At 73.0% G+C, this 19,300-nt stretch carries 16 protein-coding genes; 11 read left to right on the plus strand and 5 right to left on the minus strand.

Annotation, left to right across the window (positions count from 1 at the left end; all coding sequences use genetic code 11):
- Window positions 1-66 precede the first annotated feature (66 nt).
- From OG251_RS40495 to OG251_RS40505, 3 genes are all read right to left on the minus strand, one after another.
- Window positions 67-270, minus strand: coding sequence for a cold-shock protein (locus tag OG251_RS40495; protein ID WP_015613078.1), 204 nt, complete (start codon window positions 268-270; stop codon window positions 67-69).
- Window positions 271-522: 252 nt separating this feature from the next.
- The gene (locus OG251_RS40500; RefSeq protein ID WP_326682264.1) at window positions 523-2,121 is read right to left on the minus strand and encodes an MFS transporter; all 1,599 of its coding nucleotides are present in this window, start codon (window positions 2,119-2,121) and stop codon (window positions 523-525) included.
- Window positions 2,122-2,240: 119 nt separating this feature from the next.
- Complete coding sequence (locus OG251_RS40505) at window positions 2,241-3,107, minus strand: hypothetical protein (protein ID WP_326682265.1); 867 nt, start codon at window positions 3,105-3,107, stop codon at window positions 2,241-2,243.
- 301 nt (window positions 3,108-3,408) lie between these two features.
- On the opposite strand from OG251_RS40505, the gene OG251_RS40510 reads away from it, so the two are divergent.
- The 11 genes from OG251_RS40510 to OG251_RS40560 are packed head-to-tail and all read left to right on the plus strand — an operon-like array spanning window position 3,409 to window position 17,707.
- A complete protein-coding gene (locus OG251_RS40510; protein WP_326682266.1) occupies window positions 3,409-4,959 on the plus strand; it encodes an ABC transporter substrate-binding protein in 1,551 nt (516 codons plus the stop codon).
- Between the two features lie 47 nt (window positions 4,960-5,006).
- Entirely contained in the window at window positions 5,007-5,981 is a 975-nt protein-coding gene (locus OG251_RS40515) for an ABC transporter permease (RefSeq protein WP_326682778.1), read from the plus strand.
- Between the two features lie 2 nt (window positions 5,982-5,983).
- Window positions 5,984-7,903, plus strand: coding sequence for a dipeptide/oligopeptide/nickel ABC transporter permease/ATP-binding protein (locus OG251_RS40520; protein WP_326682267.1), 1,920 nt, complete (start codon window positions 5,984-5,986; stop codon window positions 7,901-7,903).
- Window positions 7,900-8,688 carry an ABC transporter ATP-binding protein gene (locus OG251_RS40525; RefSeq protein WP_326682268.1) on the plus strand — a complete coding sequence of 263 codons (789 nt, stop codon included), beginning with the start codon at window positions 7,900-7,902 and terminating at the stop codon, window positions 8,686-8,688. The genes OG251_RS40520 and OG251_RS40525 overlap by 4 nt, the downstream gene beginning before the upstream one ends.
- On the plus strand, window positions 8,685-10,625 hold the full coding sequence (locus tag OG251_RS40530) for a S9 family peptidase (protein WP_326682269.1): 1,941 nt from the start codon (window positions 8,685-8,687) through the stop codon (window positions 10,623-10,625). Before OG251_RS40525 ends, OG251_RS40530 begins: the two co-directional genes overlap by 4 nt.
- Window positions 10,626-10,648: 23 nt before the next feature.
- Window positions 10,649-12,079, plus strand: coding sequence for a serine hydrolase domain-containing protein (locus OG251_RS40535; protein WP_326682270.1), 1,431 nt, complete (start codon window positions 10,649-10,651; stop codon window positions 12,077-12,079).
- A 1-nt stretch (window position 12,080) separates the two neighbouring features.
- Complete coding sequence (locus tag OG251_RS40540; protein ID WP_442818459.1) at window positions 12,081-13,226, plus strand: M20/M25/M40 family metallo-hydrolase; 1,146 nt, start codon at window positions 12,081-12,083, stop codon at window positions 13,224-13,226.
- Window positions 13,223-14,080 carry a GNAT family N-acetyltransferase gene (locus tag OG251_RS40545; protein WP_326682271.1) on the plus strand — a complete coding sequence of 286 codons (858 nt, stop codon included), beginning with the start codon at window positions 13,223-13,225 and terminating at the stop codon, window positions 14,078-14,080. The genes OG251_RS40540 and OG251_RS40545 overlap by 4 nt, the downstream gene beginning before the upstream one ends.
- The gene (menC, locus tag OG251_RS40550; RefSeq protein WP_326682272.1) at window positions 14,077-15,183 is read left to right on the plus strand and encodes an o-succinylbenzoate synthase; all 1,107 of its coding nucleotides are present in this window, start codon (window positions 14,077-14,079) and stop codon (window positions 15,181-15,183) included. Before OG251_RS40545 ends, menC begins: the two co-directional genes overlap by 4 nt.
- Window positions 15,180-16,106 (plus strand): serine hydrolase, encoded by a 927-nt coding sequence (locus OG251_RS40555; RefSeq protein ID WP_326682273.1) that lies wholly within the window; start codon window positions 15,180-15,182, stop codon window positions 16,104-16,106. Before menC ends, OG251_RS40555 begins: the two co-directional genes overlap by 4 nt.
- Before the next feature lie 2 nt (window positions 16,107-16,108).
- Entirely contained in the window at window positions 16,109-17,707 is a 1,599-nt protein-coding gene (locus OG251_RS40560) for a PucR family transcriptional regulator (RefSeq protein ID WP_326682274.1), read from the plus strand.
- Window positions 17,708-17,753: 46 nt separating this feature from the next.
- On the opposite strand, the gene OG251_RS40565 is transcribed toward OG251_RS40560, so the two are convergent.
- Window positions 17,754-18,767 (minus strand): NAD(P)/FAD-dependent oxidoreductase, encoded by a 1,014-nt coding sequence (locus OG251_RS40565; RefSeq protein ID WP_326682275.1) that lies wholly within the window; start codon window positions 18,765-18,767, stop codon window positions 17,754-17,756.
- On the minus strand, window positions 18,764-19,291 hold the full coding sequence (locus OG251_RS40570) for an isoprenylcysteine carboxyl methyltransferase family protein (protein ID WP_326682276.1): 528 nt from the start codon (window positions 19,289-19,291) through the stop codon (window positions 18,764-18,766). Before OG251_RS40570 ends, OG251_RS40565 begins: the two co-directional genes overlap by 4 nt.
- Between the last annotated feature and the right edge of the window lie 9 nt (window positions 19,292-19,300).

Raw genomic sequence — 19,300 nt, forward strand, 5'->3', positions numbered from 1 at the left:
GGCGCCCCTCACACATCAGCCCCCCGGACGTGTCGTCCGGGGGGCTGATGTGCTGTGCGGACCGGGTCAGGCCGCGGTGATGTTCTCCGCCTGCGGGCCCTTCTGGCCCTGCGTGATGTCGAAGGTCACAGCCTGGCCTTCCTGGAGCTCACGGAAGCCGGTGGAGTTGATGTTGGAGTAGTGCGCGAAGACGTCCGGGCCGCCACCGTCCTGCGCGATGAAGCCGAAGCCCTTTTCCGAGTTGAACCACTTGACGGTTCCGCTTGCCATGCCGGTGCCTCTCAGTCGATATCGGATCCGCACCGCGCGAATCCGGAGGTGATCGCCCTGGTCCTCAGGCACTGCACAGCAAAACGCCCGCGCCAGGCGCGGGCAGGTGCTGCGAACCACGACATCTGCCGATGACGCTACACGGCGAGAGGGGCGCTCACCAGAGAGCAACGCTAATTTGCCGTCACCTGCCATCCACCTGGTGCGCACGGTTACCGATCGGTACTGGGTGCGCCGGCCGTGGATCGCGTCTCAGTCACGCGGTGCGCCGGGGGCCGGAGGGCGGCTCCCGGGGGCGTCCTGGGGCGTCGTCGGCGGTGCGGCGCCGCCCTGGAGACGCTCCAGATCCCCGGGGCGTACCTGGATGACCACGAGCGCGACCAGAGCGGCCACCACGGCCATGATCGCGGCGACGATGAACGCGCTGGAGACGCCCGAGGCCAGCACCTCGTCGCCCCAGTGTCCCGGGAGCTGCCCGGTCCTGCGGAACTCCAGCAGCTGGGCCGGGGTCCCTTCCTTCAGGAAACGAGGAATCTGCTCGGCCGCCGCATTACGGCTGGCCGTGCCGAAGACCGTGACCAGAATGGACAGACCGAGCGACCCGCCCACCTGCTGGGTGGCGTTGAGGACCCCGGACGCCGCGCCCGCCTCCCGGGGCGCCACACCCGACACCGCCATCAGCGTCAGCGACACGAACTGCATGCCCATGCCGAGGCCGAAGACCAGCACGGGACCGAGGATGCTCCCCAGGTACGAGCTGTTCACATCGGTCATCGTCAGCCAGCCCAGCCCCACCGCGGCCAGGACCGCCCCCGTCACCATGAAGGGTTTGGGGCCCCATCTGGGCAGCAGTTGCGAGGTGATGCCCGCGCCCACCGCGACGATCACGCTCACCGGCAGAAAGGCGAGACCGGCCTGCAGGGGGCTGAATTCCAGGATGTTCTGCACGAACAGGGTCAGGAAGAAGAACATCCCGAACATCGCGGCGGACAGGCTCAGCATCATCCCGTAGGAACCGGCACGATTGCGGTCGCGGAACATCCACAGCGGGGTGATGGGCTGCTTCGAGCGCCGCTCGATGGCGATGAACACGGCGAGGAGCACGAGCGCCGCGCCGAAGGACAGCAGGGTCACCCGGTCGCTCCAGCCGTCCTCGGAGGCACGGATGAATCCGTAGACCAGCATGACCATGCCCAGCGTGGAGGTGAACGCGCCGACGATGTCGAAATGGCCCGGGTGGCGTTCGGACTCGCGGATGTAGCGGCGGGTGGCGAGCGCGATCAGCAGGCCGATGGGCACGTTGACGAAGAAGACCCAGCGCCAGTCGAGCCACTCCACCAGCACCCCGCCCGCGAGCAGTCCGATCGCGCTGCCACCCGCCGAGACGGCGGCGAACACCCCGAACGCCTTGTTCCGTTCGGGGCCCTCCCGGAACGTCGTGGTGATCAGCGACAGGGCCGTCGGGGAAGCGATGGCGCCACCGACACCTTGCAGCGAGCGGGCCGCGAGCAGTTGCCAGGATTCCTGCGAGAGACCGCCGAGCAGCGAGGCGAAGACGAAGAGCAGGACGCCGAAGACGAAGACCCGGCGGCGGCCGAGGATGTCTCCCAGCCGCCCGCCGAGCAGCAGGAGCCCGCCGAAGGTCAGCGTGTACGCGTTGACCACCCAGGACAGGGATTCGGTCGAGAAACCCAGTGACGTCTGGATGTGCGGCAGCGCGATGTTGACGATGGTGATGTCGAGGACGACCATCAACTGGCACGAGGCGATGACGAGAAGCGCCATCCCACCGCCTCGGCCCCGCTCCGGGGCCTGGGCAGTGTCCGCAGGTGTCGCGTGGGAGCCCGTCATGGGATTGCTTGCGTCGTGAGGGTCACTCGCGGTTCGGTCCCGGGTCGGGAGCGACCAACGGGTGAACGGTCGCGTTCACACATCGACCCTAGGACGGGGCATCGCGCCCCGCGAATCGATCATTGGGCAACCAGGCCGCCGAGCGGGTAGGTGTCGATGTCGGCACGGGGGCGCGACAGGTGCAGTGCGGTGTGGAAGTGGCCCGCCGTCTCCTTGCCGTCCGGATTCTCCCCTGTCGCGGTCACCGCGGCGACGGCGTACCGCTGCTCGGCGGCGCTGGTGAAGCGGCGCTGGACGAAGGTGGCCCCGGCGTACTTCTCCGTGGTCAGGCCGTGGCGGGCGAGGTGCTCGGCGATCGGCGCGTAGGAGCCGGTGCGCAGCACGAACGCGGCGACCCACGGTGGCGGGCCGGCGTTGTCCAGGATCGGCCGGAAAGTGGCCCCGGACAGGAAGCTGGCGCCGCCGGTGATCGTGATGAGGCGGACGTTCCGTGCCGCGTCCAGCAGGGCCGGGGAAGCCGGGGAGGTCTCCAGATTCTCGGCGAACCCGTCGTCGAGCAGGCCGACCGCCCGCGCGTAGGCGATGGCGCGGGGGGCGATGTCGAGGCCGATCACCGGGACGGCGTCCCGTCGGCGGCGGGCCCGGAAGAACGCCCGGTCGTGCTCGATCAGCTCCTGGGTGGTCATGGCCACCGTCCGCGGAGCCGTGTAGTGGGCCCGCAGGCCCTCCAGCGTCACGTCGTGGTTGAGCAGAGCGGCGTTGATCCCGTACGAGCAGCACAGGTCCAGCACCGCGTCGCCCGTGCCGCTCAGCCGGAGTTCGGCCAGGCGTCGGAAGACGGGCCGGGCGTGCTGGGGTGTCCGGTAGCCGAACGCCCCCAGTTCGCGGAAGAAGGCTCGGGGATCGGCCCGGTCGTAGATGTCGTCGAACGGGGTCATCGTCCGCTGGACGGGCGCCTCGGCGCCCTCTCCTCGTGCTTCGGCCATCGCTCGCGCTCCCCTCGGTACCCGGGCCCGCGCCCGTGGTCACCACAGCCTCCAGCAACGGGCGCGCGGGGGAAACAGGGCCTCCGCGGAACCGGACACGGCCCGGGCGGCAGGGACCGCGTCTTCGGTGCGGCGCACCGTCGACGGGGCGGTTTTTCGTCCGCCGCCACCAATCGGGACCGGTACGCCGCTGCCTAGTGTTCCCCTCACTCGGCGGCGGCCTGCCGCTCCTTCGGAGGTGACCATGCCCAGTTCCGCAGGCAAGGGGACGCGACGTACACCGAAGCGCGGGGTGCGGCCCGTGACCGCTGTGGCGGCGGCGTTCGGTCTCATCGCCACAGCGGCCGCGTGCGGGGGCGGCTCGGCCGGGGGCAGCGCGGGGTCGAGGGTGGTGGTCGCCATCGGCGCCGATCCGGGCAGTCTCAGCCCCACGACGGCGCTGGCCGGCACCGCGCTGGCGATGAACTCCTTCGCCTACGACACGCTCGTGCACATCGCGGCGGACGGTTCGCTGATCCCCGGGGTGGCCGAGAAGTGGACGGTCACCTCCACTTCGGCCCGGTTCACCATCCGCTCCGGGGTGAGCTGCGAGGACGGCTCGGCGCTCACGGCAACGGATGTGGCCGCCGAGTACAACCACATCGCCGACCCGGCGAACCAGTCGCCGATGCTCGGGCTCTCCGTACCCGTCACCGCCGTCGCGAAGGCCGACGAGGCGACGCGCACGGTCACCGTCACCACGACACGACCCGCACCGTTCATCGCGCACATGGCCCGGCTGCTGCCGCTGCTCTGCGAGGAGAGCCTGGCGGCCCCGGCCGCGCTGGCCAAGGCCACCGGGGCGAGCGGCCCGTACCGGCTGACCGAAGCGGTTCCGGGCGACCACTACACGTACGCCCGGCGGGACGGGTACACCTGGGGGCCCGGCGGCGCCACCGGGGAGGACCTTCCCCGCACGGTGGTGTTCAAGGTCGTCGCCAACGAGTCGACCGCGACGAACCTCCTGATGGCCGGGCAGATCGACGTCGCCCAGATCAACGGCGGCGACCAGCAACGGCTGGACGCGGCCGAGGTGAAGAACCGGAGCATCGACGCGCTGGTCGGCCAGCTCATGTTCAACCAGGCCGCCGGGCGTCCGTCCGCCGACCTCGCGGTGCGCCGCGCCCTGATCTCCGTACTGGATCTCAAGGACCTCAGGAACGTCGCCACGGGCGGCATCGGGACACCCCCCACCAGCATCGGGGAGGTCGCGCCAACCCCCTGCACCGGCGACCCGGTGACCGGGAATGTCCCCGCCCACGACCCCGAGCGGGCCGCCGCCGCCCTCACCGCGGCGGGCTGGACCAGGAGCGGCGGCACCTGGACGAAGGACGGCAAGCCGCTGACCATCGGGTTCAGTTACGCGACCAACCAGGGCACGCAGGTCGCGTCGGCGATCGAACTGGCCGTCCAGAAGTGGACCTCCTTCGGGGTGAAGGCATCGGCCGACCCCGTGAGCGGGTCGAGCATCGCGGGCACCCTGACGGGCGGCGACTGGGACGTGGCCTGGGCTCCCATCGGGGTGACCCTCCCGGACCAGCTGACCCAGTTCTACGACGGACAGCCACCGCCGAAGGGCAACAACTTCGGGTCCGTCGCCAACCCCGACTATCACCGGCTCGCCGCACGTGCCTCCGCCATGCCCGGCACGTCGGGCTGCGCCCTGTGGGAGCAGGCGGGTGCCGCCCTGGTCAAGCGGGTCGACATCGTGCCGATCGTCAGCAGGCCGATCCGGCACTACGCGAAGGGCGTCACCTTCCAGGTGGACGGCGGCGGCATCATCCCCAGCACTCTGCGCCGGAGCGCGAGCTGATGGCCACGCTCCCCGCGCGCTCCCCGCGCCGACGGCGCACACTCGGCATGCCGCGATTCCCGCGCGAGCGGGCCCGCAGCCCCTGGGTCGGATTCGCCCTGCGCCGCACCTGGCGGCTGGTCGCCTCTCTTGCCGCCCTGGTCACCGCCGCTTTCGCGATGATCCATCTGATTCCCGGGGACCCGGTGCGGGCGGCGCTGGGACCCACCGCCGATCCGGCCCTGGTCGATGCCCGCAGGCAGTCGCTCGGGCTGGACCAGCCGCTGCCGCAGCAGTACGGCGACTTCGTCGGCAGGCTGTTCCAGGGCAGCCTCGGGGACTCGATCGGTGCCCAGCTGCCCGTGTCCGAGATCATCTCCAGCCGGCTTCCGGCGACCCTGCAGATCGCCGTCCCCGCGTTCGTGCTGATCCTGCTGCTCGCGATCCCGGTGGGGATGACGGCCGCGGTCCTGACCCGGGACGGCCGCAGGCGGCGCGGTGAACTCGCCTTCACCGGGATCACCGGATTTCTGGGCGCCGTGCCCGAATTCCTGCTGGCGGTCGGTCTGGTGGCCGCGTTCGCCGTGGCCTGGCCGGTCCTCCCGGTGGCCTCACAGGCCGGCCCTGCCTCCTACGTACTGCCGGTACTGGCCCTCACGCTCGTCCCGGCGGCGACGCTGTCGCGCATCGTCCGGGTGGAGACGCTGCGGGTGCTCGGAGAGGACTACATGCGTACCGCCCAGGCCAAACGGCTGCCCGCCCGGCTGCGCTATCTGCGGCACGCGCTGCCCAATCTGCTGACCTCCTCGCTCACCCTGGGCGGCCTGCTGTTCAGCTCGCTGCTCGCCGGCACGGTACTGATCGAGAACGTCTTCGCCTGGCCCGGCCTCGGCACCACGATCGTGCAGGCCATCACCGAGAAGGACTACCCCCTGGTCCAGGGCGTCGTGCTGGTCTACGGGGCGGCCGCGCTGCTGATCACCTTCGCCGTCGACGTGGCCGTGGCCGTCGCCGACCCCCGGTCCACCGTTCGCGGGAGCTGACGATGCCTCAGAGGAATCACGACACCGCGCTGCGGCACCGGCTGGGGCGCACCCTCAGGACGCCGATCGGCGTCACCGCCCTCACCGCCTGCCTGGTGGTGGCGCTGGTCGCCGTGTTCGGCCCCACCCTGCTCGGCGCCCAGGCGGCGCGGGTGGACACGGACGCGATCAACGAGGGCAGCAGTGCCGCGCACCTGCTCGGCACCGACCAACTGGGCCGCGACATCGCCGCCCGGGTGGTGGTGGCGACCCGGCTGACCCTTCGCCTCACGCTGCTGGCCACCGCGATCGGGGTCGGTGGCGGGCTGCTGCTCGGTGTCGCACCCGCGGTGCTCGGGCGCCGCGCCGGGCGGCTGATCACCGCCGTGGTGGGCGTGCTGGTGGCCTTCCCCGGACTGCTGTTCCTCCTCTTCCTGGCCACGATCTTCGGCGTGGGCAGCACCGGGGCGGTGTTCGCGGTGGGGCTCGCCATGGTCCCGCCGATGGCACGGCTGGTGCAGAACCTCACGGCGTCGGTCGCGGGGGCGGACTACGTCTCGGCGGCACGGATCCTCGGTGTGGGGCGGTTCCGGCTGGTGGTCCGTCATCTGCTGCCCAACATCGCCGAGCCGTCGGTGCTGTTCGCCACCCAGGCGGCGGGGGGCATCCTGGTCGCCTTCTCGGGTCTCTCCTTCCTCGGGCTCGGTGTGCAGCCCCCGGACTACGACTGGGGGCGGCTGCTCAACGAGCAGTTGAACCGGGTCTATGTGAACCCGGTGGCGGCCCTGGCGCCCGGTGCGGCCGTGGTGCTGACGGGGCTGATGTTCGGGCTGGTCGGCGAGGTGCTCGCCCAGGCGGGCGGCCGACGGGCACCACAGGCGCGCGGGACGTCGGCGCCGCGGCGGCCGGAAAAGTTCGTGCGGGACACGACGGCCGGCGCCGACGGCGGGCCGGTGGTCCGGGCGCACGATCTACGGGTGACCTTTCCCGGCGGGCGGCAGGCCGTACGCGGCATCTCGCTGGACATCGGCGCGGGCGAGGCCGTCGGGCTGGTCGGCGAGTCCGGTTCCGGCAAGAGCCTGACCGCGCTGGCACTGGCGGACCTGGTTCCGCACCCGGGACAGGTCTCCGCGCGTACGCTCCGCTTCGACGGGCACGATCTGCGGGCGGACCCCCGGCTGGGCACCGCCCTGGCCATGGTCTTCCAGGACCCGATGGCCTCGCTCAACCCCGCCCTGCGCGTGGGCCGCCAGCTCGCCGAGGTGGCGGAGGTGCACCTCCGCCACACCCGGGCGCAGGCCGCGGCGCGCGCCGTCGACCGGCTCGGCGCCGTCCGTATCCCGTCGCCGGAACGCCGGGCCCGGCAGCGGCCGCACGAGTACTCCGGCGGGATGCGTCAACGGGCCGTCATCGCGATGGGGCTGATGGGGAACCCGAAGCTGATCATCGCCGACGAGCCGACCACGGCACTGGATGTGGCGGTCCAGAAGCAGGTGCTCGACCTGCTGGCCGAGGTGCGTGAGGACTCCGGCGCGGCACTGCTGCTGATCTCCCACGACCTCGCCGTCGTGGCCCAGGTCTGCGAACGGGTGCTGGTGATGTACGGCGGCCTGATCGTCGAGAGCCTCCCCGTCACGGAGTTGCTGCGCGGCGCCGCGCACCCCTACACACGGGCGCTGATCGGAGCGGTCCCGACGATGACCACGGCCCCCGGTACGGAGCTGGTGACCATTCCGGGCCGTCCGCCGGAGCCGGGCGAGGACAGCGGCGGATGCTCCTTCGCCCCGCGCTGCGAACGGGCCCGGGAACGCTGTCACACAGCCGCGCCCGCGCTGGCCGGCTTCGGGGCGGGCCGGGAGGTCGCCTGCTGGTATCCGGTGGGCGGGGCGGCGGGCGGCGACCCCGTCGGGACCGCGCCACGGACGACGGAGGCCACCTCATGAGCTCCCTGGAACTGTGCGGGATCACCGTGCGATACGGCCGCTTCACCGCAGTGGAGAACGTGGATCTGCTGGTGCCGGACGGGACGGTGACGGGCCTGGTCGGCGGTTCGGGGTCGGGCAAGTCGACCCTCGGCAGGGCCGTGGTGGGGCTGGCGCCACTGGCGGCGGGCCGCGTACGGGTGGCGGGGCGCGAGGTCGGCGTACGGCGCGGTCGCAGCCCGGTGCAGCTGGTGTTCCAGAATCCGTACGCCTCGCTCGACCCGCGCATGAGCATCGGTGCCGCGGTCGCCGAGGCCCTGCCCCGCCGGGCCCGTACCGACGGGGAGCCGAATCGCCGGCCGACGGCCCGCGAGCGGCGCGCCGCCCGGGACGCGGAGGTGGCGCGCTGCCTCGAACTCGTGGGCATCGACCCCGGGCGGGCGGCACTGACGCCGGACGCGCTCTCCGGCGGACAGCGCCAACGCGTCGCCCTGGCCCGCGCCCTGGCCGCCCGGCCCGCCGTGCTGATCGCGGACGAGATCACCTCGGCGCTGGACGTCTCCGTCCAGGGCGCGGTGCTCAATCTGCTGCGGCGGCTCCAGCGCGAACTGGGGTTCTCCATGCTGTTCATCTCCCACGACCTCGCGGTCGTGCGCCATCTGTCCGACCAGGTCGCCGTGCTGGACGGCGGGCGCCTGGTCGAGTGCGGTCCCACCGCCGAGGTACTGGAGCGGCCCGCACACCCGACGACGCGCACCCTCATCTCCTGCGTACCCACCCTTGCGACCGCCGAGGAGGCGTCATGACCAGAGCACTGAGGATCGACGATGTGTACCGCTTCGAGATCCCCTGCGACCCCTCGTTGTCCCCCGACGGCGAACGCGTCGCGTACACGCTGACCACCCAGGATGCCGAGCGGGACTGTGCGGTGACCTCGATCTGGGAGGTCCGCGGTACGGGCGGCCCGGCCCGCCGGCTCACCCGGGGTCCCTCGGACGCCGCGCCGCGCTGGTCCCCGGACGGCACGCGGCTGGCGTTCCTGCGCGCGGGGCAGTTGCATCTGCTGCCCGCGGACGGGGGCGAGGCGGCGCCGCTGACCACGGCCGCCCGGTGTCCGGCGGGGGCGGGGGTGCCGGTGTGGAGCCCGGACGGCTCGCGGATCGCGTTCGCGGGGCCGGGGTCGCGCCGCGAGGACACCGCCCCGGTGGTGATCGACGGCCTCGGCTGGAAGGTGGACGGGGCGGGTCTGCTCGGCGCGGTCCGCGCCCAGTTGTTCGTGGTGGAGGTGGAGTCCGGCGAGGTCCGGCAGCTCACGGACGGCGACCGGCACGCGGGCCCGCCCGCCTGGTCGCCCGACGGCACACGGCTCGCCTATCCTGCGCCGGCCGGGCCGGACGCGGATGTCACCGGGACCTCGGCGGCTCATGTCGTCGAGGTCGGGGCCGCCCTGCCCGCACCCGTACGGGTCGGCCCGCCCACGGGGGTGGCCGGGCCGGTGAGCTGGTACCCCGACGGGAGCGCGCTGCTCGTCGTCGGGCGGACCGGCACGGGGGTCGGCCATCTGGAGCTGCTGCGCCAGCCCCTCGACGGATCCGCTCCGGTGTCGCTCAGCGCCCCTCTGGACCGTAACGTCCTGCCCGGAGGGCCCGGATATCCGGGGGCGCTGCCGCAGTTCCACGGCGACGGCATCGTGTTCTGCGCCCGCGACCGGGGGGCCACCCGGCTCTACCGCGTCGACGCTTCCGGGATCGGCGAGTTCGCGCTGCCCGCCGGTGAGGGGGTCAGCGGGTGTTCGGTCGCCGCCAAGGCGGGCCGGGCCGCGCTGGTCGTCTCCGACACATCGAGTTTCGGCGAGATCGCGCTGCTCGACCTGGCTGACGCGGGGTCCGGGCGGCCGGGCGACCCGGGCAGCGGACGGCAGCCCGCGCGGCTGACCGCGCACATGGCGCGCTCGCTGCCCGGCGTCGCCCTCCACCCTTTCACCGAAAGGGAGTTCACCGTCTCGGACGGCACCGTCGTGCACGGGATGATCACCCGCGCTCCCGGCACCGCCCCGGGCGGCCCCCTGCTGGTGGACGTGCACGGCGGACCGCACAACGCCTGGGCGCCGCACGCCGATCCGGCCCACCTCTACCACCAGGAGCTGGTCTCGCGGGGCTGGACCGTCCTGACACTGAACGTGCGCGGCAGCGACGGCTACGGCGAGTCCTTCTACAGGGCCGCCGTGGGCGCCTGGGGCGAGGCGGACGAGCAGGACATCCTCGAACCGATCGCCGCCCTCGTCGACGAGGGGCTGGTCGACCCGGCCCGGATCGCGCTCACCGGCTACAGCTACGGCGGCTATCTGACCTGCTGGCTCTCCGCCCGCAGCGATCTCTTCGCCGCCGTCGTACCGGGCGGCGTGGTCGCCGACCTGACGAGCCTGGCCGGGACGTCCGAGGAGGGACATCTGATCGCCGGTCACGAGATCGGCGACCGGGACCGGCTGACGGCACTCTCCCCGCTCAGCCATGTGGACGCGGTCCGCGCGCCCACGCTGATCCTGCACGGCGGCGCGGACGACTGCTGCCCGGCCGGCCAGGCCGAGCAGTGGTTCCACGCACTGCGCACCCGGGGCGTACCGGTCCGGCTGGTGCTGTACCCGGGCTGCTCGCACCTGTTCATCCTCAACGGCCGGCCCTCGCACCGGGAGGACTACTCCCGGCGCCTCGTCGACTGGGTCACCACACACACCGACCGCTGAACACAACGAAGCTGGAGCCGACCATGACCACGAATCCGGAGCCGAACATGACCGACACCGCCGTCCCGTCCGCCGAGCTGCCCCCGGGCCTGTCCGCGGAGCTGACCGCCCACTGGGCAGCCCGCCTCACCGAGCTCGCCGCCCGCTACCGGGTTCCCGGCGCGAGCCTCGCCGTCCTGCACCGGGGCGAGGTGACGATCGAGGCGTCCACCGGCCTGGCCAACATGGAGGCCGGGATCGCGGCGACGACCGACACCCTGTTCCAGATCGGCTCGATCTCCAAGGTATGGACCACCACGGTGGCCATGGCCCTGGTCGACGAGGGGCTGCTCGAACTGGACGCCCCCATCGTCTCCGTGCTCCCCGAACTGCGTCTCGTCAACGACGAGTTGACCCAGGGAGTGACGCTCCGCCATCTGCTGACGCACACCAGCGGCATCGACGGCGACTTCTTCGCCGACACCGGCCGGGGCGACGACTGCCTGGAGAAGTTCACCGCGCTGCTGGCCGATGTCGCCGCCAACCACCCGCTGGGCGCCACCATGTCGTACTGCAACGCGGGCTTCACCCTGCTCGGCCGGGTGCTGGAGCATGTCACCGGCGTCCAGTGGGACGAGCTGATGCGTGAGCGCCTGTACCGGCCGCTCGGCCTGACCCGTACGGTCACCCTGCCGGAGGAGGCGCTGCTCCACCGCGCCGCCGCCGGACACCCGGGCGAGCCCCCGGCGCTCGCCCCGCAGTGGGGCCTGATGCGGTCGGCCGGACCGGCCGGGCTGATCTGCTCGACGCCGCGCGAGGTCCTCGCCTTCGCCCGGATGCACCTCGACGGCGGTGTCTCCGGGAACGGCACCAGGATCGTCTCGGCCGAGAGCGCCACCGCCATGCAGACCCCGCAGGTGAAGGTCCCCGACGCGAACATGCTGGGGCATGCCTGGGGGCTGGGCTGGATCCTCGACACCTGGGACGGACAGCCGGTGTACGGCCACGACGGCGGGACCATCGGCCAGAGCGCGTTCCTGCGGGTGCTGCCGGGGGCCGACCTCGCGATCTGCCTGCTCACCAACGGCGGCGACACCATGGGCCTGTATCTGGAGGTGTTCTCGGAGATCGCCCGCGAGCTGGCCGGGGTGACGATGCGCGCCACGCTCCAGCCCGCGAAGGAGCCGGTCGCGTTCGACCCGGCCGAGTACGTCGGGGTGTACGAGCGGATCTCCAGCCGGATGGAGATCGTGGAGCGGGACGGCGCTCTGGTGATGCTCGACAAGGTGACGGGGCCGCTGGCCGGGCTGACCTCGGAGCCCGACAAGGAGTACGCGATGCACCCGGTCGGGCCGGGTCTCTTCGTGCTGCGCCGGCCCGGGTTCAGCACCTGGATCCCGGTCGTGTTCTACACGCTCGCCGACGGCACTCCGTATCTGCACCACGGTGCCCGCGCCACCCCGAAGGCCCTCTGACGTGCCCGCGTTCGCCACCGCGCTGGAGGCGGGTCTGCCGGACCTGCTGGCGGGCATCGAGGAGCTGGTGCTGGCCGAGTCGCCCAGCACGGACCGGGCCGCCGTCACGGCCTGCGCCCGGGTCGTCGCCGCACTCGGCACCCGGCTGACGGGTGCCGAGCCGGAGTGGCTGGACACGCCGGGAAGTCCCGCCCTGCGCTGGCGCTTCGGCTCCGGTGACAAGGTGCTGCTGCTGGGCCACTTCGACACGGTCTGGCCGGTGGGCTCCCTGGCCGGGCACCCCTTCGCGGTGACCGGGGGCCGGCTGACGGGGCCCGGCTGTTTCGACATGAAGGCCGGGGTGGTGCAGCTGTTCCACGCGCTCTCCGTGCTCGACGACCGGGACGGCGTATCGGTGCTGCTCACCGGCGACGAGGAGATCGGCGCCCCGGACTCGCGCGCCCTCATCGAGGCCGAGGCCCGCCGTACACGCGCCGTGCTGGTCCTGGAGGCGAGCGAGGGCGGGGCGCTGAAGACGGCGCGCAAGGGGGTGTCCGGCTACGAACTGGGGATCGCCGGACGCGCGGCGCACGCCGGTCTCGAACCCGAGCGGGGCGTCAATACGACCACCGAGCTGGCGCACCAGGTGCTCGCGGTGTCGGCGCTCGCCGATCCGACGACCGGCACCACGGTGACCCCGACCGTGGCCTCCTCCGGCACCACCGGCAACACGGTGCCCGACGCGGCCCGGCTGCTGGTCGACGTACGGGTGGGGAGCCTCGGCGAACAGGTCCGGGTGGACCGTGCGATGGGCGCACTGGCGCCGGTGCTCGCGGGCGCCTCACTGCGGGTGTCGGGCGGTCCTAACCGGCCGCCGCTGCCGGCGAGCGCGTCACAGGAGCTGTTCGCCCGTGCCCGCAGCCTCTACGCCGGCCTGGGCTTCGGGGCGCTGCGCGGAGTGGCGGTCGGCGGCGGCTCCGACGGCAATCTGACAGCCGGGGTGGGTACGCCCACGCTGGACGGACTGGGGGCGGTGGGCGGTGGGGCGCACGCCGACGACGAGCATGTGACCGTCGCCGAACTGCCCCGTCGCGCGGCGCTGGTGGCGTCGCTGGTGACCTCGCTCGTACGTGAGCCGGTGGCCGGGACGGACCGGGTGGAAGCGTGAACAGTACGCACGTCGTGGCCGCGGCGGCCGCCGCGGAACGGGCGGCGCTCGATGCGGGGGTGAGCGTCGCGGAGCTGCACGATCCGGACGAGATCCTGGCGGCCTGCGGGCTGCTGGACCGGATCTGGCGGCCCCAGCCGGGCAACCCGCTGATCACCCCGGAACTGCTGCGCGTCTTCGCCCACTCCGGCAGCTATGTGGTGGGAGTCCACCGGGACGGCGAGATGACCGGGGTCTGCCTGGGGTTCCTGGCCACCGCCGGGCTGCACTCGCACATCGCCGGGGTGGCCGGCAGCGCCCGCGGCCGCAATGTCGGGTTCGCCGTCAAACTGCACCAGCGGGCCTGGGCACTGGCCCGTGACATCACGACGGTGACCTGGACGTTCGACCCGCTGGTCAGCCGTAACGCCTACTTCAACCTGGCGAAGCTGGGGGCGGTGCCGAGCGAGTATCTGGCCGACTTCTACGGCACGATGCACGACGCGGTGAACGCCGGTACCGAGACGGACCGGCTGCTGGTCCGCTGGGAGCTGACCGGCGGGTCCGCCGTCGGGGCCGCCGCGGGCACCCCCCTCGTCGTCACGTACGACACCCCGGGTGCCCGCACCGTGGTCGCACTGGACGCCAAGCCCGACGGCCGTCCCGCCGTCGGCCGCCTGGACGGCGACACCGTACTGGTGCGGATCCCGGCGGAGATCGAGGCGCTGCGCCGCACCGACCCGCCCCTGGCCCGCGAGTGGCGGTACGCGCTGCGCGAGGTCCTCGGTGGGCTGATGGAGCAGGGACACGCCGTCACCGGATTCACCCGGGACGGCTGGTATGTGATCGACAAGCGTCAGGAGAGAACGGCATGAAGCTCGTCGGTGTGGAACTGCGCCGGATCGCGATGCCCCTGGTGGCACCGTTCCGGACCTCGTTCGCCACCCTGACCTCCCGGGAGATCCTGCTGGTCAGGGTCGAGACCGAGCACCACGAGGGGTACGGGGAGTGCGTCACCATGGCCGATCCGCTGTACTCCTCGGAGTACACGGCGGCGGCGGTGGACGTCCTGCGCAGCCATCTGGTGCCCGCGCTCGGCGCACTGCCCACCCTCGATCCATGGGCGGTCGCCCCGGCGCTGGCCGCTTTCAAGGGCCACCGGATGGCCAAGGCGGCGCTGGAGACGGCCGTGCTCGACGCCTGGCTGCGCGCCCACGAGCTGTCGATGGGCCAGTGGCTGGGGGCGACGGCCGAGCGGGTGCCGGCCGGGGTGTCGGTCGGCATCATGGACTCCGTCCCCGCCCTGCTCGACGCGGTCGACGGCTATCTGGCCGAGGGATACCGGCGGATCAAGCTGAAGATCGAGCCCGGCTGGGACGTGGCACCCGTGCGGGCCGTCCGCGAGCGCTTCGGCGACGACGTGGCGCTCCAGGTGGACGCCAACACCGCCTACACCCTCGCGGACGCCGGGCAGCTGGCCCGGCTGGACCCGTACGGTCTGCTGCTGATCGAACAGCCGCTGGACGAGGAGGACATCCGGGGCCACGCGGCACTGGCGCGTCGGGTGCGGACCCCGATCTGTCTGGACGAGTCCATCGTCTCCGCCCGGTCGGCGGCGGACGCGATCGCGATGGGTGCCTGTTCGGTCGTCAACATCAAACCGGGCCGGGTGGGCGGCTATCTGGAGGCGCGGCGGATCCACGACGTGTGCGCCGCGCACGGCGTCCCTGTCTGGTGCGGCGGCATGCTGGAGACGGGGCTGGGCAGGGCCGCCAACGTCGCCCTCGCCGCGTTGCCCGGGTTCACCCTGCCCGGCGACACCTCGGCCTCCGACCGGTACTACCGCACCGACATCACCGAGCCGTTCGTCCTCGATGACGGCTACCTCGATGTGCCCCGGGGGCCGGGGCTCGGGCTCTCCCCCGTCCCCGGCCGGCTGGCCGAGGTCACCGAATCGACGGAATGGATCAGCCGATGACCACGATCCGGCCGGGTACGACGGGAATACCGACCGCCACCGCCGAGAACAGGATCCGGGCGGCGTTCGACGAAGCCGGGGTCGAGGGATTCTTCCTCGCCCGCGAGATCGACGGGGACCGCACGATCGGCGTCTCGGCGGACGAACCGGTCGTTCTCGCCTCGGTGTTCAAGATCCCGGTCGCCCTCGCCTACGCCCGCGAGGCCGCCGCCGGGCGGCTGGAGCGGACCGAGCGTCTCGCGGTGGACACACGGTACCGGGACGGTGGAATCGGCACGTCCGGCTGCGCCGACCCGATCGAGATGAGCCTGCGCGACCTCGTCCACCTGATGCTGACGATGAGCGACAACGCCGCCACCGACGTGGTGCTGGCCCGGGTCGGTCTCGACACGGTCAATGGCCTGCTCCGTGAACTCGGCCTGGAGCACACCCATCTGATCGGCGGCTGTCTCGAACTGATCAGCTCGCTCCTCGCGGACCTCGGCGCGTCCACCGAGGCCGAGGCGCACGCGAAGCTGGCGGCGCTGGGGCCGGAGCGGATCATGGAGCTCTCGGTGTGCGTGCCGGAGCTCACCACCCGCTCCACGGCCCGGGAGACCGCCGAACTGCTCGCCCGTATCTGGCGTGACGAGGCCGGTTCCGCGGTCGCCTGTGCCGAGGTGCGGGCCGTGATGGCCCAGCAGATCTGGCCGCACCGGCTCGGCTCCGGGTTCGACGACAGCTACCGGCTGGCCGCGAAGACCGGGACGCTGCCGGGCTGGCGCAATGAGGCCGGGGTGATCGAACATCCGGGCGGCGGGCGCTGGGCGGTGGCCGTCTTCACCCGGTCCGACACCCCCGACCTGCGCAATCCCCGGGCGGACCGGGTGATCGGGCAGGTGGCGCGACTGGCCGTCGACGAACTCCGATCCCTTAGTTTGTGACGATGACGGAGCAGCCGCGGGCCGTGCTCGGCCGGATACTCACGGATCTGGGATCGACGCTGATCGAGGTGGTGGCCGGGGAGGCGGATCCGGCCCGTGCCGTGACCGGGGTGCTGATCCAGGACCCGTTGGACGAGCCGGCCCGGCTGCCGGGCGCGGTGGTACTCGGCGTCGGGGTGTACGGCGCCGAGCAGGTCGCCGCCCTCGTCGACCGTTCCGCCGGTCTCGGCGCGGCGGCCGTGGTGGTCCGGTCGCCGGTCCCGGTGGAGGGGCCGGTGTCCGAGGCGGCCGCGCGCACCGGCCTCACCGTGCTGGGCCTGACCCCGGGCGCGTCCTGGGCGCAGGTGGCGGCGCTGCTGCGGTCGCTGCTCGCCGTCGACGAACTGGGCACGGTGGGCGGTCCCGACGAGGCCGACGGCGGTGAGCCGCTGGCCGGGGATCTGTTCGCCCTGGCCAACGCGACGGCCGGGCTCCTGGACGGCCCGGTCACCGTGGAGGACCGCAACGGGCGGGTGCTGGCGTTCTCCAGTCGGCAGGACGAGGGCGACGAGGCCAGGATCGCGACCGTCCTGGACCGTCAGGTGCCCGCGGAGAAGCTGCGGGCGCTGGAGGAGCGCGGCGCCTTCCACGCCCTGTACCGCAACGAGGGTCCGGTCTTCGTGGAGGGCATCTCCGCCAAGCCGCGGGTCGCGATCGCCGTCCGGGCGGGCGGTGAGATCCTCGGTTCGATCTGGGTCGTCGTCGAGGGCCCGCTGAGCGAGGACCGTACGCAGTCCCTGCACGAGGCGGCGAAGGTGGCGGCCCTGCATCTGCTGCGGCAGCGGACGGGCGAGGACGTCGAGCGCCGGCTGCGCGCGGATCTGCTCGCCACCGTGCTGGAGGGCGGCCCGCACGCGCCCCAGGCCGCCATCCGGCTGGGCCTTTCGGTGCAGCCCGCCTGCGTCCTGGCCCTGGCGGTCACCGGAGAGGCGTCCGCGCCCGACCGGGCGGCGGCGGGCGAGCGCGTCGCGGAGGCCCTCGCCCTGCATCTGTCGGCGATCCACCCCCGTACGGCGGCGGCCTCGCTGGGTGGTGTCAGTTACGCGGTTCTGCCGACGAGTTCGGACGAGCAGGCGCTGCGGGTGGCCGAGGCGTTCCTGGGCCGCATCGGCGGTCGGGTCCCGGCCGTCATAGGCGTCGGCAGGCTCGCCGCGCGCCCGGCCGAGCTGCGACGTTCCCGCGCGGATGCGGACCGGGCGCTGCGGGTGCTCTGCTCCGGGCGCTCGGCGCGCCGGGCGGCCCGGCTGTCGGACGTCTACGCCGCCTCGCTGCTGGAGGAGCTGACGGACCGGATCGCCGCCGAGGACGATCTTCCCGACGGTCCGGTGGTCCGGCTGCGCGCCTACGACGCGCGGCACCACACCGCCCTCACCGAGACGCTGGACGCCTGGCTGAGCACGTTCGGTGATGTGATCGCCGCCGCGGCCACCGTCCACATCCACCCCAATACCTTCCGGTACCGGCTCAAGCGGCTGGCCGTGGTGGCGGGCATCGACCTCGGCGACCCGGAGGCACGGTTCGAGGCCATGCTCCAGTTGCGGCTGCGGCCGCCCGGTCCGTGATCCCCGGTACGCCGACCGGGCCCGTTCGGCCGCCGCTGTGGCGGGCTCATCGCAGGGCGTGCACCGCCGCCCCGAACAGCGCCGGTGCGCGCTGGGCCGCGGTGACGATCAGACGGCCTCCGCCGGGGTACCGGGCCGCCCTCAGCAGGGCTTCGGTGAGCAGCCGGTGACGTCTCGTCAGCCGGGCCCAGTGCCGGGGGTAGTCCTGGGGGCGGCCTGTGGCCAGGCAGCCGATCGCCGCGGTGGCCGTCGCCATGGCCAGGGCGATGCCCTCCCCCGTCAGCGCGTCGATGTAGCCCGCCGCGTCGCCGACCAGCAGGACACGTCCGGCCCGCAGGCTCCGGGCTCCCTGCCGCAGGGGTCCGGCGCCGCGCACGGGGGTGGCGTCCAGGCCGTCGAGTACGGCGGCGAGCGCGGGGAAGGCGGTCAGGTGCCGCGCGTAGGGGCGGCGGTCGCGGCTGAGTACGGCCACGCCCACGAGGTGCTCCCCGACGGGTGTCACATAGGCCTCGCCCTGCCGGGACCAGTGGACTTCGACGAAGTCCGTCCAGGGGGCGATCCGGTAGTGGCGGCGCAGCCCGTAGCGCCGCGGCGCCGCGGCGGGGCGGTCGAGGCCCAGTTCACGGCGGAGCGGGGAGTGCAGACCGTCCGCGGCGATGAGCCAGCGGGCGGTGAGTCCCATCGCGCCGACGCTGTCGTGGTGCTGGCGGACGCCGGTCACCTTGCCCGGTACGACCCGGACGCCGAGTTCCACGGCCCGCCGGTGCAGCGCGGTGTGCAGTTCGGTCCGCCGTACGCCGAGCCCCCGGCCGTCGCGGAACGCCGCCTGGGCGCTGCGGCCGCCTTCGAGGTAGCGGATTCCCCGCAGTTCGCGGCCGGAGGGCCGCACTCCCAGCGCCCGCAGGGCCGCGACCCCGCTCGGCATGATCCCCTCGCCGCACGCCTTGTCGACGGGGGTGGTGCGGGGTTCGACCACGACGGTGTCCATCCCCGCGCGGGCCGCCGCGATCGCCGCGGCCAGGCCGGCCGGGCCGCCGCCGGCCACCAGGACGTCGATCACACCCGCACCTGCGCTTCCGGCATACGTGCCAGTGCCCCGTCCTCGCACCGGACCCGCACGACCATCAGGGCGGCGTTGAGCAGGGTGAACACGGTGGCGGTCACCCAGGCGCCATGGACCAGGGGCAGCGCCAGTCCTTCGGCGGCGACCGCGACGTAGTTGGGGTGGCGCAGCCACCGGTAGGGCCCGCCGGTCACCAGGGGCAGGCCCGGAACGACGATGACGCGGGTGTTCCACCGGTGTCCGAGCGTGCGGATGCACCACCAGCGCAGTGCCTGCGCGGCGAGGACCACGGCCGCCATGGTCCAGCCGAGCAGCGGCGGGAACGGGCGTCCGGTCAGCGCGACTTCGGCCAGGCAGCCCGCCAGCAGGCCCGTGTGCAGGGCGACCATCGCCGGGTAGTGCTCCCGGCCGGCCTCCGTGCCGCCGCGGGCCAGGCTCCAGCGGGTGTGGCGCCGGGCCACGGCGAGTTCGGCGAGGCGTTCGGCCGCGACGGCCAGCACCAGCGCGGTGTACCAGATCATGTGTCCTCC

Origin of the sequence: Streptomyces sp. NBC_01237, assembly GCF_035917275.1 — a bacterium.
Classification (GTDB): Bacteria; Actinomycetota; Actinomycetes; order Streptomycetales; family Streptomycetaceae; genus Streptomyces.

What these genes read in the sequence shown, in the direction of transcription:
- OG251_RS40555 (WP_326682273.1), top strand. Translation starts at nt 15,180, where the DNA reads ATGACCACGATCCGGCCGGGTACGACGGGAATACCGACCGCCACCGCC.
- OG251_RS40500 (WP_326682264.1), bottom strand. Translation starts at nt 2,121, where the DNA reads ATGACGGGCTCCCACGCGACACCTGCGGACACTGCCCAGGCCCCGGAG.
- OG251_RS40530 (WP_326682269.1), top strand. Translation starts at nt 8,685, where the DNA reads ATGACCAGAGCACTGAGGATCGACGATGTGTACCGCTTCGAGATCCCC.
- menC (WP_326682272.1), top strand. Translation starts at nt 14,077, where the DNA reads ATGAAGCTCGTCGGTGTGGAACTGCGCCGGATCGCGATGCCCCTGGTG.
- OG251_RS40520 (WP_326682267.1), top strand. Translation starts at nt 5,984, where the DNA reads ATGCCTCAGAGGAATCACGACACCGCGCTGCGGCACCGGCTGGGGCGC.
- OG251_RS40560 (WP_326682274.1), top strand. Translation starts at nt 16,109, where the DNA reads ATGACGGAGCAGCCGCGGGCCGTGCTCGGCCGGATACTCACGGATCTG.
- OG251_RS40525 (WP_326682268.1), top strand. Translation starts at nt 7,900, where the DNA reads ATGAGCTCCCTGGAACTGTGCGGGATCACCGTGCGATACGGCCGCTTC.
- OG251_RS40535 (WP_326682270.1), top strand. Translation starts at nt 10,649, where the DNA reads ATGACCACGAATCCGGAGCCGAACATGACCGACACCGCCGTCCCGTCC.
- OG251_RS40505 (WP_326682265.1), bottom strand. Translation starts at nt 3,107, where the DNA reads ATGGCCGAAGCACGAGGAGAGGGCGCCGAGGCGCCCGTCCAGCGGACG.
- OG251_RS40515 (WP_326682778.1), top strand. Translation starts at nt 5,007, where the DNA reads ATGCCGCGATTCCCGCGCGAGCGGGCCCGCAGCCCCTGGGTCGGATTC.
- OG251_RS40495 (WP_015613078.1), bottom strand. Translation starts at nt 270, where the DNA reads ATGGCAAGCGGAACCGTCAAGTGGTTCAACTCGGAAAAGGGCTTCGGC.
- OG251_RS40570 (WP_326682276.1), bottom strand. Translation starts at nt 19,291, where the DNA reads ATGATCTGGTACACCGCGCTGGTGCTGGCCGTCGCGGCCGAACGCCTC.